Source organism: Alkalimonas amylolytica (assembly GCF_900107845.1).
In the GTDB taxonomy this organism is placed as follows: domain Bacteria; phylum Pseudomonadota; class Gammaproteobacteria; order Enterobacterales; family Alteromonadaceae; genus Alkalimonas; species Alkalimonas amylolytica.
Genome location: NZ_FNRM01000002.1, coordinates 102,050 through 114,717, shown reverse-complemented (window position 1 = coordinate 114,717; position 12,668 = coordinate 102,050). Strand labels below are relative to the sequence as shown.

The 12,668-nt window shown below is 51.8% G+C and carries 10 protein-coding genes and 2 tRNA genes; 9 read left to right on the top strand and 3 right to left on the bottom strand.

Going from position 1 to position 12,668, the window contains the following annotated elements:
* Positions 1 to 64: 64 nt before the first annotated feature.
* The 3 genes from BLW37_RS04020 to BLW37_RS04010 form a co-directional block, all read right to left on the bottom strand.
* On the bottom strand, positions 65 to 775 hold the full coding sequence (locus BLW37_RS04020) for a Rossmann-fold NAD(P)-binding domain-containing protein (protein ID WP_091339925.1): 711 nt from the start codon (positions 773 to 775) through the stop codon (positions 65 to 67).
* Positions 776 to 1,027: 252 nt separating this feature from the next.
* A tRNA-Met gene (locus tag BLW37_RS04015) sits at positions 1,028 to 1,104 on the bottom strand.
* Between the two features lie 53 nt (positions 1,105 to 1,157).
* Positions 1,158 to 1,234 (bottom strand) — tRNA-Met (locus tag BLW37_RS04010).
* A gap of 201 nt (positions 1,235 to 1,435) precedes the next feature.
* On the opposite strand from BLW37_RS04010, the gene rlmKL reads away from it, so the two are divergent.
* From rlmKL to BLW37_RS03965, 9 genes are all read left to right on the top strand, one after another.
* Positions 1,436 to 3,550, top strand: coding sequence for a bifunctional 23S rRNA (guanine(2069)-N(7))-methyltransferase RlmK/23S rRNA (guanine(2445)-N(2))-methyltransferase RlmL (gene rlmKL, locus BLW37_RS04005; protein ID WP_091339920.1), 2,115 nt, complete (start codon positions 1,436 to 1,438; stop codon positions 3,548 to 3,550).
* Positions 3,547 to 3,798: a glutaredoxin family protein gene (locus BLW37_RS04000; RefSeq protein WP_091339917.1), complete on the top strand. Its 252-nt coding sequence runs from the start codon at positions 3,547 to 3,549 to the stop codon at positions 3,796 to 3,798. Before rlmKL ends, BLW37_RS04000 begins: the two co-directional genes overlap by 4 nt.
* A gap of 2 nt (positions 3,799 to 3,800) precedes the next feature.
* Positions 3,801 to 5,699 carry an ATP-binding cassette ATPase Uup gene (gene uup / locus BLW37_RS03995; RefSeq protein ID WP_091339913.1) on the top strand — a complete coding sequence of 633 codons (1,899 nt, stop codon included), beginning with the start codon at positions 3,801 to 3,803 and terminating at the stop codon, positions 5,697 to 5,699.
* A gap of 29 nt (positions 5,700 to 5,728) precedes the next feature.
* Complete coding sequence (locus BLW37_RS03990; RefSeq protein ID WP_091339909.1) at positions 5,729 to 7,555, top strand: DUF3466 family protein; 1,827 nt, start codon at positions 5,729 to 5,731, stop codon at positions 7,553 to 7,555.
* 51 nt (positions 7,556 to 7,606) lie between these two features.
* Positions 7,607 to 8,083, top strand: coding sequence for a TlpA disulfide reductase family protein (locus BLW37_RS03985; RefSeq protein ID WP_091339906.1), 477 nt, complete (start codon positions 7,607 to 7,609; stop codon positions 8,081 to 8,083).
* Positions 8,084 to 8,185: 102 nt separating this feature from the next.
* Positions 8,186 to 9,313, top strand: a complete 1,128-nt coding sequence (locus BLW37_RS03980; protein WP_091339903.1) for a M14 family metallopeptidase — start codon at positions 8,186 to 8,188, stop codon at positions 9,311 to 9,313.
* A gap of 50 nt (positions 9,314 to 9,363) precedes the next feature.
* A complete protein-coding gene (locus BLW37_RS03975) occupies positions 9,364 to 9,696 on the top strand; it encodes a zinc ribbon domain-containing protein (RefSeq protein ID WP_091339899.1) in 333 nt (110 codons plus the stop codon).
* Positions 9,686 to 9,967 carry a YeaC family protein gene (locus tag BLW37_RS03970; RefSeq protein WP_091339896.1) on the top strand — a complete coding sequence of 94 codons (282 nt, stop codon included), beginning with the start codon at positions 9,686 to 9,688 and terminating at the stop codon, positions 9,965 to 9,967. The genes BLW37_RS03975 and BLW37_RS03970 overlap by 11 nt, the downstream gene beginning before the upstream one ends.
* Complete coding sequence (locus tag BLW37_RS03965) at positions 9,954 to 12,665, top strand: DUF349 domain-containing protein (RefSeq protein ID WP_091339892.1); 2,712 nt, start codon at positions 9,954 to 9,956, stop codon at positions 12,663 to 12,665. The genes BLW37_RS03970 and BLW37_RS03965 overlap by 14 nt, the downstream gene beginning before the upstream one ends.
* Positions 12,666 to 12,668 lie beyond the last annotated feature (3 nt).

Genomic DNA, 12,668 nt, shown 5'->3' with positions numbered 1-12,668 from the left:
GTATAGAAACCGGCAACTGCCGGTTTGTTGTTTTAAAAGACTATGTGTTTTGGTATGGGAAAAATTAAGCCGAATTAGCACCTGCCGCCAACTGCTGCATTTCGTTAAAATAACGCAGGCTTACCTCTGTTTTAGCCGTGTCTGTTGCCGCATCAGCTGTTTGTGCATGCATGGCCAGTTGCTGCAAATCGGCCAGTATAGCCTTGGCGACTGTGCTGCCTGCAATGGCGCGATAACGACTGGCTTTACCGCGTAATACAAAGGCCAGCAGTGGCATCAGCTTACTGGCCAGCTGCTCGGCGAAACGGTGCTCGTCGCGCTGGCCCAGCAACAAGCCGGGGCGGTAAATCAGCAGTTTTTGAAAGCCAAGCTCCGCCAAGCTTTGCTCCAGCTCACCTTTCACGCGGTTGTAGAAGAAGCCAGAGTTGGCATCAGCACCCACGGCAGAAACACACAGGCAAAAACGCGCCCCTTGGGCTTTCGCCAAATCCGCCGCCTGCAGGGGCAGCTGATAATCAATGGCCCGAAAAGTTTGCCGGCTGCCGGCTTTTTTGATGGTGGTACCCAGGCAGTGCAGTAACGCATCGGCCTGCCAGCTTGGAAACAGGGCAGGCCACTGGGTAGGATCGCACACCGCGGCCTCTAGTTTAGGGTGCTCAATGCCAAGGGGCCGTCGCACCGGTGCGTAAATCCTGCTGATGGCATCGCAGCCAAGCAAACCAGTTAGCAGATGCCCACCCGTCAGGCCGGTTGCCCCTAGTAAAATCACTTTCATTGCTCTGTCCTACACGCGTAAAAAAACTGTTTGCAGTTCCTTTTGTGGTGGAAGGCTAACACAAAGCAAGGAAGGGTTGGGGCGGAGTTGATGAAGAGCGAACCGATGAACGTCGGGTTGCCAAATTTAAGGCACAAAAAAACCAACACTTGGCTGGTTTATTGTTAGTTGCGAGAGCCGGGTTTAGACTTTCGCACCGTGGTTATAGGGAAGAGCCAGAGGGCGAGTCACTATACCATGTTCAAATCAATTTGGTTGCGGGAGCCGGATTTGAACCGACGACCTTCGGGTTATGAGCCCGACGAGCTACCAGGCTGCTCCATCCCGCGTCCGTATATTACCCTTGAGCAGTGAAGGTAATCGTTTGATATGCAATAACAGTTGGTTGCGGGAGCCGGATTTGAACCGACGACCTTCGGGTTATGAGCCCGACGAGCTACCAGGCTGCTCCATCCCGCGTCCGTCATTGCGGGGCGAATGATAGGGGGTTTTTACTAAGTACGCAAGCACCATTTCAAGCAATGGCAATCGTTTGCTGCTTTATTCGGCATCCTTTGGCAAAAGCTGTGGCAAAGGTAACAAAGATTCACCCCTTGGAGCGCGTCTTCGGGGTTTGCTTCTGATATACTAGCCATCGATTTTTTTCATGGCAGTCAAAGCATGCTGGAATTTTGGGCATTAACCTCCAAAGGTGTGGAGGAGTTATTGGCGGATGAGATCCGTCAGCATCAGGGCGAAGTGGTCAAGATGACCATGGGAGTGGTGCGGTTTAAAGCCGACTTAAAAACGGCGTATCAGCTGTGTTTGTGGTCACGGCTGGCCACCCGTATTCTGCGCCACCTGCATACCGAAATGGTGGACAACCGCAGCGACTTGTACCAGGTTGCCAATAAGCTCAACTGGACGGAACTGATGTCGGTGCAGCAATCCATTGCCATTGACTGTGTAGGGAAGCATCCAACCATCGATAACACTCAGTTTGGTGCCTTGCGGGTCAAAGATGCCATTGTCGATCAGTTCCGCCGCGAAACCAATGAGCGGCCCAATGTCGATCGGCAAAACCCGGATGTCCGTTTTCAGGTGCGCATCAGCAACAAAGCCTTTCATTTTTTGCAGGATTTCTCTGGCCCATCGCTGCATCAACGTGGTTATCGCTTTGGTCAGGGCGAAGCGCCGCTCAAAGAACACCTGGCGGCTGCTTTACTGCTGCGCTCGGGCTGGAAGCACGATCAGGTGCTGTTCGATCCTTTCTGTGGCAGCGGCACCTTGCTGATTGAAGCGGCGCTGATGGCCACCAACACAGCGCCTGGTTTGCAGCGTCCTCATTTTGCCTTTGAAGGCTGGCCTGGGCACAGAGCGGCCATTTGGCAAAGCCTGCGTAAAGAGGCCAGGGCGGCAAAAACCGAACTTGCCAGTGGCCGTTTGTATGGCCTGGATAAAGATCCCCAGGTACTGCAAAAAGCGCTGCGTAACGCTCACAATGCAGGTGTGGCGGAGCTAATTACCTTTCTGGAAGGCGATGCCACCGCCCTGGATGTGCCGGTATCGGATCAACCTGGTGTGATTGTGACCAACCCGCCTTATGGCGAGCGGTTGGGGGACTTACCGGCACTGATCCCACTTTATACCCGTTTCTCAGTGGCATTAAAGCAGCATTATGTGGGCTGGCGGCTGGCGATTATTACCTCCAACCAGGACTTACTGCGGGCATTGAAGCTGGCGCGCAGCAAAAGTTATCAGTTGAGCAATGGCCCGCTGGATTGTGAATTCAGCCTGTTTGAACTGAGCGAAAAGCAGGTGCAAAGCCGCAATACCGAAGCACCGGCTTTATTTTTTACCGAAAGCAACTCCTTCGGTAACCGACTGGTGAAAAACCGCAAGCAACTGAAAAAATGGGCCGAGCGAGAAAACATCCGTTGCTATCGGTTGTACGATGCCGATATTCCGGAATACAACGTCGCGGTTGATTGGTACGACGGCGAAGTGGTGGTGCACGAATACGCTCCGCCAGCCTCTGTCGATGAAGCAGTGGCACAAAAGCGTTTGTTCGATGTGGTCAATCAGGTACCCCAGGTGCTTGGTATTAAGGCCGAGCAGATGGTACTGAAAGTGCGCGAGCGGCAAAAAGGCACCAAGCAGTATCAGAGTTTGCAGCAGCAAGGCCAGTACAAAGAAGTGCAGGAGTACGGCGCCAAATTCTGGGTGAATTTGCGCGATTATCTGGATACCGGCTTGTTTTTGGATCATCGCATTACCCGTCGCCATATTCAGCAACAGGCCAAAGGCAAATCGGTCCTGAACCTGTTCGCCTACACCGGCACCGCTTCGGTGCATGCGGCTATTGGTGGCGCCGCCTCGGTCACCACCGTGGATATGTCCAATACCTATCTGGACTGGGCCAAACGCAATTTTTTACTGAATGGCTTGCATGGCACCCAGTACCGGTTTGAACAGGCCGATTGCCTGCAATGGCTGACCCGTTGTCAGCAACAGTTTGACCTGATTTTTGTCGATCCGCCGACCTTTTCCAACTCAAAACGGATGCAGGATAGCTGGGATGTGCAGCGTGATCATGTCAAACTGCTGGACCTTATCAAGTATCGGCTGCATGAGGGCGGCGTGGTGATTTTCTCCAACAACAAGCGCCGCTTTAAGCTTGATTACGAAGCGCTTCAGGCCGACGGCTGGCAGGTCAAAGATATCTCTGCGGCTACCTTGCCGGAAGATTTTAAGCGCAACCCGCACATTCATGTGTGTTTTGAGCTGCGTCGATGACAGTACGCTTTGAACTCTACAGCACCTGGGGGTGTCACTTGTGTGAGCAAGCCGAGCAAATGCTGCTGCAAGCAGGTCTTGCCGGCCAGTATCAGGTGCTGGATATTGTAGACGATGCACACTTATTCGAACGTTACCGGGTGTTGATCCCGGTGGTGGCCTGCCGTGACAGCAAAGCCACGCTTGGCTGGCCCTTTGATCAGGCGCAACTTACGGCCTGGCTGCAACAACAGGTACAGGAACACTAACGGTGGAAGTATTACGTTTTCAACAGGCCTGTCTGGCCTTTGGTACCCATCCGGTACTGGATAAAGTCGATTTTAGTTTATTCAGTGGCGAGCGCGTCTGTCTGGTTGGCCGCAATGGTGCGGGCAAATCGACTTTTTTAAAAGTGCTGACCGGTCAGCAAAGCCTGGATGATGGTCAGGTAGTGTTACCCAGTGGTGTGGTGTTAAGCCGGCTGGAGCAAGATCCGCCAGCCAAAATGGACACCCGGATTGCCGACTTTATTCGTGAAGGCGCCGGTGATCTGGCCGATAAACTGCAGCAGTTTTACCAGCTGTCAGATGCGCTGGATGCCGACAATGCCCAGCAAATGCGTCGGTTTGAGCAGCTGCAGGCTGAGCTCGACAGCCGTGATGGCTGGTCGCTGGAAGCACGCGTAACCGCATTGTGTCAGCAATTTGCGATGGAACCAGAAGCAAACCTCGCTTCATTATCCGGTGGTTGGCTGCGAAAAGCGGCACTGGCACGGGCACTGGTAGCCAAGCCGGATATTCTGCTGCTGGATGAGCCAACCAACCACCTGGATATTGCCGCTATTCAGTGGCTGGAAGGTTTTTTAAAAGAGTTTAAAGGCGCCATTATCTTTATCTCGCACGATAGAGCTTTTATCCGAGCTCTGGCGACCCGCATCATTGACTTGGATCGTGGCCAGCTGACCTCGCATCCGGGTGATTACCAGCAGTATTTGGATCGCAAGCAAAAAATCCTAGAAGACGAGCAGCAACACAATGCGCTGTTCGATAAAAAGCTGGCTGAAGAGGAAGTCTGGATCCGCCAGGGCATCAAAGCGAGGCGCACCCGTAATGAAGGTCGGGTCAGGGCGCTTAAAGCCCTGCGCAAAGAGCGTGCTGCTCGGGTAGATAGCCTTGGTAAAGTCGAGTTTGCTATCGAGCAGGCCGAGCGTTCTGGCAAGTTGGTGTTTGAAGCCAAGCAGCTTAGCCATAGCTTTGGCGGCGAGCCACTATTGAATAAGCTTGATTTGCTGGTAATGCGAGGCGATCGGCTGGCCTTGATTGGCCCGAATGGTGTCGGTAAGTCCACTTTGATTAAATTATTGCTTGGTGAGTTAGAGCCAGAGCAGGGCATGATTAAACGCGGCTCCAACCTGGAAGTGGCTTATTTCGATCAGCATCGACAAGCGCTGGATTTGGATGCAACCGTGCAGGACAATGTGGCCGACGGCCGTCAGGAAGTGATGCAAAATGGTCAAAGCAGGCATGTGCTGAGTTATCTGCAGGACTTCTTGTTTCCTCCGGCTCGCAGCCGTACGCCGGTAAGGGCTTTATCCGGTGGTGAGAAAAACCGTCTGCTGCTGGCACGGCTATTTGCCAAGCCCAGCAATTTGTTGATCCTTGATGAGCCAACCAACGACCTTGATGTCGAAACGCTGGAGTTGCTTGAGGATATTTTGCAGCAATATCAGGGCACGGTCATTCTGGTGAGCCACGACCGAGAGTTTGTTAATAACACCGTCACCAGTAGTTTGTTGTTTGCAGGTCGTGGTACCATCGTGGATATTACCGGTGGTTACGATGATGTGGTACGCTGGCAGTCTCAACAGGCCGATAAGGCACCCAAGACAGCCAGAATCGAACCACCAGCTGAGGTTCCTGTTAAAAAAGCAGACAAGGACACAGGCGCCACAGAACGCAAGTTGTCCTTTAAGGAAAAGCGTGAGCTGGAGCAACTGCCAGCATTAATCGAAACACTGGAAACCCAGCTGGCAGAGCTGCAGCAGCAAGTCAATGCACCGGACTTTTTTGCCAGCCCGATTGAACAAACACAAGCCGTGTTGAACCAACTTGCTGAACTTGAGTCGAAGCTGGCGCATGCTTACGAGCGCTGGGAAATTTTAGAAGCATAATAAACAGACGTATTTATAGGGGTTTTTGCATGAAATTATCACCCATCAACCTGGCCTTGCTGCCTTTTCTGACCGCCTTTAGCGCTTCCGCTGCGGTGTATCAGGTGGTTGACTTAGGCGAGGTTGTCGATGCGCGTGCTACCTACGCGACTTCGGTGAATGATCAGGGCGTTGCGGTGCTCAATGGCCGCCAGCTTTATTCTGTTGATATTGATATCAGCCTCATTGACTTTGATGATGAGCTGTTTGATTCCATCCTGTCAGATGAACAGCGGGCCGAGTTGAACAGTGGTGTGCTTACTTCTGAAACACACGCGATTTTGTATTCCTTCTTATTAAATTGGCCTACACAGTACAATAATCTGTTCCGCTCGTTGGAAATTCGCATCGCAAACCTGGTCGAGCGTTATGCTTTTCAGCCAGTGACCACCACGGCAGCTTTTATTGAGCAAGGTCAGGGTGTAGAGCTGTTGCAGTTTCGTAGTACAGAAACCCAAATTGGCAATGATGAGCTGGTGACAGGGCAAAATAATCTGAATATCCAGGTTGGTTATGCCACGCCACCTTTTGAGTACATTGACTTTATCCGTACTACCGACCCGGAGTCCGTGGACGATGGCGATGAAGTTCCAGAGCCTACCGAGCATAAAATCTGGCGCCCTTCTGGTGCCCTGCAACTGGGCGTGGTGCGTATCGGGAATGAGCGTTTAACCCTGACACCGGTTTACTCGGAGTTTGGTGGTGGCCTGAGTGCTGCCCAGGCTATCAATGATGAAGGCATGATCATCGGCCGAGGCAGTATCAGCGTTCGTGATAACTTTGTCACTTTGGTAGAAGAGAACTGCACTGGCTTTTCAGCGCCCATCGACAATTGTCTGCACTACCTGCATAGCGTCAGTAGTGGTTATATTAACCGTGCCATGGTTTGGCAGCTTAATGACGATCTTACCATCTCTGAGCCACAGGTTTTAGGCTTCTTAGGGGATAAAGGCAGCAATGAAGCCCACCCTGAAACCGAGTTGCCAGAGGTGCAATACACCAGCCGAGCCAATGGCCTGAACAACCAAGGGGTGATTGTCGGGGTGTCGACTTACTCCGACTCCAGCGATGTGATCCGTACTGAACGTGTCGATCCTTGGACAGGGTTCCGCTTTACCCAGGAGAACATGTATTCCAGTGAACGTGCATCGGTGTTTATGGATGGCCAAGTACTTCCGATCTTTCCTGCAGATGACCGGGACTGGTTGCAAAGTATTGCGACTGCGGTTAACAACAATAATATCGTGGTAGGCTACGCCACCAAGTTTATTGCAGGCCAACCACGCAACCGGATGTTTACCTACAATCTGGCCTCGAGCAGCATTGAGTTTCCGGAAGACTTTTTCGTCAGTGCCAATACTGTCCCCCAGGCCATCAATGATCAAGGCGTTATTGTCGGCAGAACCGAGGCGGTCATTGCCTCGGCCAAGCGGCAGCGGGCTTTTATGTACAACATGGCTGATGGCAGCTTTGTCGATTTAAACACCTTTTTGGCCTGCGATAGTGGCTATACCCTGGTGGAAGCAAGCAGTATCAACAACAGCAATGAAATTCTGGCAACGGCCGTTACAGAAGTGCCATTGCGTAACTCATTTGGTGAAGTCATCCTGGATGAAGATGGCAATCCGCGTTCTGAGTTCCAGGCTCGGGCGGTTAAGTTAAGACCAATCGCCAATGGCTCACCCAGTGACTGTGGTGTGGAAAATGAGTTAACTTACGAGCGTAACAGTGCTTCTGGTTCGCTTTGGTCGGCTTTGGGCTTGTCATTATTGGTGCTGTGGCGCCGTAATCGTGCCCGCAGCAAGACATCTGCCTAAACGAAACTAACGTACCCGCCTGTTTCGGCAGGCTGGTACAGCGGTGACCTGATGCTTCGTTCTCTGTTATTACACCTGATTGCCGTTGTCTTGATCGTACAGGCCGTATCTTGGTTTCGTGAGCGATCTTTGTTGCCTGCCGACACCCAAGCCCCAATGTTTTACCACCGTACACTCGAGCATGGCTGGCTTAGTCGTGATGATTTACTTGGCAAACCCACCGTGTTGTACTTTTTTGCCCCCTGGTGCAGTATCTGTAAATACAGCATGCCCAATCTGGAAGCCATGCAACGGGATGGCTGGAACATAGTCGCGGTGGCGTTGAGCTATCAGGATCCGGCTGAAGTCGAGGATTTTGTCGCTGATTTGCACCTTAGCATGCCGGTAGTACTGGGTAACGATCATTTGCTACAGGATTACCAGATCCGTGGTTTCCCAACCTACTATGTGTTAGATGCACAGGGGCGGGTGCAGCGCAAATCTTTGGGCTGGAGCAGCCGGGTTGGACTTGAGCTTAGAGTGCGTTGAGATTTTTTCTGCCGCAACTTTGTGATACCCTTAGCCGGATAAAAACAATCATAAAAGCAAAATGCAAGTAGCATCTTTAGCCTTACAACCACGGAAACCTGTATGAAAATTACCGCTCAATTTGATAGTGGCAATATTGATGTGATCAGTGCCACCGATCCGGCCGATATTCGTCTGGCTATTCGCAAAGACAACCAATCCGATTTTTACCAGTGGTTTCATTTCCGTCTGCATACACCGCACATTGAAGCTCATACCATCAAAATTACCAACGTCAATGGCTCTGCCTATCCGGACGGTTGGAAAAATTATCAGGCCGTGGCTTCCTACGATCGCCAAACCTGGTTTCGTGTCGATACCGAGTTCAATGGCCAGGAACTAGTGATTACCCATTACCCGGAAGCGGAATCGGTGTACTTTGCTTATTTCGCGCCATACAGCTACGAGCAGCACTTGGACTTATTGCAACAGGCGCAGCTGCATGACCGTTGCCAGTTGGTGGAGCTTGGTGAAACTCTGGACGGTCGTGATATGAGCTTGCTGGTGATTGGTGAGCCTGATGACAGCAAGCGCAAGATTTGGATCACAGCCCGCCAGCACCCGGGCGAAACCATGGCGGAGTGGTTTGTCGAAGGCTTGCTCGATCGCTTACTGGATGATGATGATGCCGTCGCCCGCAGTCTGTTGGATAAAGCCGTATTTTATGTAGTACCGAATATGAACCCGGATGGTGGTGTTCGTGGCCATTTACGAACCAACGCCATTGGGGTGAATTTGAACAGAGAATGGCAGTCACCTTCGATGGAGCAAAGCCCGGAAGTCTATTTGGTTCGCCAAAAAATGCTTGATGAAGGCGTTGATATGTACCTGGATGTGCATGGCGATGAAAACATCCCCTACAACTTCCTGGCTGGTAGTGAAGGGGTACCTTGTTTTGATGAACGCATGCGTAGTCTGGAGCAAAACTTCCGTCAGTACTTGCTGATGGCCTCGCCGGAGTTTCAGAATGAACACGGTTACGAAGTGGATGCCCCTGGTAAAGCCAATATGACGGTGGCGTCCAATTGGGTTGCCCAGCAGTTTAACTGCATGGCCTTTACTCTGGAAATGCCATTCAAAGACAACGACAAGCTGCCGGATGCCTTGTATGGCTGGAGCGATGTGCGTTCCATGAAGTTTGGTCAGGATAGCCTGACAGCTATATTGGCGATTGTTGATCAATTGCGTTAAGTTGAGTAGGCCAGTTGCTGTTGCAACTGGCCTTTACAAAAGGGGAGTTCATGGCCATTATCAGTTGCCCGGCTTGTGGGCAGAAAGTATCCGATAAGGCACCCGAGTGCCCGAAATGTGGAGCCGCCATCGCCGGGCTCGACAAAGAGAAGCTGGCTGCGATGGAACGTGACCGACGATTGAACCTGAATCAATCCCTAGTGACCCAGTCGATGCTGGCGATGGTATTATTTCTGGCAGGTTTCTTTTTTTACTGGCAACTGCCACCACACGGCTGGCAATATTATGCGGCTATCCTAGCCATTGGTGTTGGTTTTATCTGGTACCTGGTTAATCGGGTACGGATCTTGATGTTAAAGCGAAAATCCAAACATGGACTTTGACTCCCTGGTTGGCGCCATGGCGCCGGAAACCTATGAAAAACTTGCGGAGGCGGTAGCAACTGGCCGCTGGGCTGATGGCAGCTTGTTAACGGACGAGCAACGGGCGCACAGCATGCAATTAGTACTGGCCTATCAGGCCAAGGTACTGAAAAGCAACGAGCCCTTCACCATAGGTGCCGATGGCCAGATGGTACAAAAAAGCAAAGCTGAGATGAAAGCATCCTGGCAGCAGCAAACTCCTATTGCACGGTTTAATCATGATGATCTTTAAGCGTTTGCTACGACCAAAATGGCAACACCCGGATAGTGAAAAGCGCATTGCTGCTATTCATGAACTGAACGAACAACAATCAGATTATAAGCATATCCTGCATGAGCTGGCATTTAATGACGGTAGTACCAGAGTGCGTCAGACTGCGCTGCAAAAACTAAACGACTTTTCCCTCTGGTGGCAGGCCAGCAAGAAAGAAGCCTCCGAACGGCTGCGGCTTGAGGCTGAAAGCCGGGTGGTTGAAATGGTCATTGCCAACCAAATTCCCCTACGCTTAAAGCAGCAGTTTATTGAGCAGTGCCAGCGCAGCAGCGTGCTGGAGCAAATTTTACGGCAAGAGCAAGACAGTAGCATCAAGCTCAGCTTATTAGAGCGGCTGGATAAGCAAGAGCTTTATCTGGAAGCATTGCAGGATGATCAGCTTGCGCTTAGTACCCGCCAAGACTTACTAGCACGCATTCAGGATGACAAAGAGCTGGAGCGATTGCCAAAAAGACTACCAGCTCAGTTGGCTGAGCAGGCGAGTCAATTAGTGCTGGCTCGTCAGCAACAACGTGAGCGGCCAGCCCGACTGCGCAAACAGGCTAGCCTGATATTGTCAAAAATGAATGCTCTTAAAGAACGTGCCCCGGCCGATAGTGAGCAGCGCTATATCCGCTACCAGCAAGAGTGGATAGCACTCGAGCATGAGCTCAGTCAGTTGGATGATGGAGCGACACTGCAGGCTAAGTTTCAACAATTGACTGCATCGGTCGAAAACTTCTTTGCCCGAAGTTGGCAGCAAGCCAGACAACAGCAAGCCGAGCAGGACAGACTGCAGCAGCAGCAATTGCAACTGGTTGGGCTGCGTAAGGCGATTACGGCACTTGAGATCGATTTGCAGCAGAGCTTGATGCAAACCAACTTGCAGCAGGCTGAGCAGCTGAATGCTCAGTTCCAGGCACTGCAACAGCAGTTGCAACAAGCCGATTTGGCAGCTACCGATCAGGCTCTGCTTCATGCTGAGTTGGTGAAGCTGGAACAACAGTTGATCGACTTACCTCGGGTCGCGCTGCGTTTTGGCCAGGCCGAGCAATTGCTACAGCAGTGGCAAACTGAGCTGATCCCAGAGCAGGCCTCGGAACTTGCTGGTGCTAAAGCTCGTTTGCAGCAGTGGCAGCATAGCTGGCAGCATTTGTCCGCTGACTTGTCTCTGGCGGTACCTGCAACACTCAAAGAGTCCTATATGGCACTGCAACAGCGTTGGCAGAATGCTATAAAGGAGCTTGAGCGCGAATTACAGCAGCCTTTCCGTCAGTGTCGTAGCAAGTTGCACGAGTTTAAACGTTTGCACCAGGCTGGAAAATTCAACCTGTTGTTTGGTTTATTCAAAGGTATAGAGCACAGTTATCAGCAATTACTGCCAGAGCAGCAACAGCAACTGGACAGCTTGTATCAGCAGGCAAAACATCAGCTGGATGAGCTCAGCGATTTGCAGGCTTTTATCGCCCGGCCCCGTAAAGAGGCATTGCTTCAGCAGATGCAGCAGCTGGTGCAGGAGCCTATGCACAGTGCCAGTGAGCGTTCTGCGCTGGTGAAAAAAGCCCGGGCTGACTGGCTTTCACTCGGTAAAACTGCTGAAGATGCAGGGCAGGACTGGCAACAGCAATTTGATGCTGCCTGCGAACAGGCGTTTGCCCCATGTCGGGAGTTTTTTGCCCGGCAACAAGCCGAGCGGGAGCAACATGCTGCAGACAAGCAGGCTTTGCTTGATACCTACTCAGTGCAGCTAGTAGATGATTCACAGGAAGTGCTCTCTGCTGCGCTGCACCAGTTGCAGCAGCAATGGCAAGCTATTGGCCCCGTGCCAAAAGAGCAGCATGAATCACTTCAACAGTCGTACCAACAGCTGTGCCAGCAGTTGCGTCAGAGGGTCAAGCAGCAACAAGCTGCTTTTGCGCAGCAAAAACAACAGCTGGTTGAGCAGGTAAAAGCAGCAATTGAGTTGAGTGACACGCATCAAGCGGCTGCTATCCTGAAGCAGTGTCAGCAAAGCTGGAAACAGATCCCGTTTGCCGGTAAAGCGCAAGATGCGGTGTTATGGCAAGAGTTTCGTACCCTGTGCGATGATTTTTTTGCCAGACGCAAGCTTGAATACCAACAAGCACAGCAAGAACGTGAGCAACAGCAGCTGGCTTTGCAGCAAGCATTGAGCGCCTGCGATCAAGCCTTGCAAGATACGACTCAGCTGCAACAACTCAGCTCGCTGCGCAGCCAGTTGCTGGCGCTGGATTTAAGCGGCTTCTCGTCCCTGCAACGCTCCAGGCAGCAATTAATGGCGCAACTGGAGCAAAAACAGCACAGTCAGATAGCCAGTGAGCAGCAGCAAAGTTACCAGCAGCTTTTTGCAGCATTAAATGCAGCCGCAGAGCCAGCGCAGCTACCAGCTTTGTGGCGGGACGCATGGCTGAACCAGCCTGATGGCATGAGTCGCGTTGAGCTGACCATGGTGTTGGAATTGATGGTGTCAGGGCAGGTGCAGGATCCGACTGCTAAGCCTGAGCAGATCTCCGCGTTAAAACTGCAGCTGTTGGCAGAGAAGCACAATCAAGCCAACAGCTTGAGTAAAGATGCTTTACTGACACGTTGGTTAAGTCATGGACCTTTACAAAGCCATGAAGCAGCCTTGTTGCAGCGGGTGTCGGCTTTGTTTGTCTGAGCT

Bases quoted from the DNA above. Each gene is read 5' to 3' on its own strand.
- BLW37_RS04020 (WP_091339925.1), bottom strand. From the start codon at position 775: ATGAAAGTGATTTTACTAGGGGCAACCGGCCTGACGGGTGGGCATCTG.
- rlmKL (WP_091339920.1), top strand. From the start codon at position 1,436: ATGCTGGAATTTTGGGCATTAACCTCCAAAGGTGTGGAGGAGTTATTG.
- BLW37_RS04000 (WP_091339917.1), top strand. From the start codon at position 3,547: ATGACAGTACGCTTTGAACTCTACAGCACCTGGGGGTGTCACTTGTGT.
- BLW37_RS03990 (WP_091339909.1), top strand. From the start codon at position 5,729: ATGAAATTATCACCCATCAACCTGGCCTTGCTGCCTTTTCTGACCGCC.
- BLW37_RS03985 (WP_091339906.1), top strand. From the start codon at position 7,607: ATGCTTCGTTCTCTGTTATTACACCTGATTGCCGTTGTCTTGATCGTA.
- BLW37_RS03980 (WP_091339903.1), top strand. From the start codon at position 8,186: ATGAAAATTACCGCTCAATTTGATAGTGGCAATATTGATGTGATCAGT.
- BLW37_RS03975 (WP_091339899.1), top strand. From the start codon at position 9,364: ATGGCCATTATCAGTTGCCCGGCTTGTGGGCAGAAAGTATCCGATAAG.
- BLW37_RS03970 (WP_091339896.1), top strand. From the start codon at position 9,686: ATGGACTTTGACTCCCTGGTTGGCGCCATGGCGCCGGAAACCTATGAA.
- BLW37_RS03965 (WP_091339892.1), top strand. From the start codon at position 9,954: ATGATGATCTTTAAGCGTTTGCTACGACCAAAATGGCAACACCCGGAT.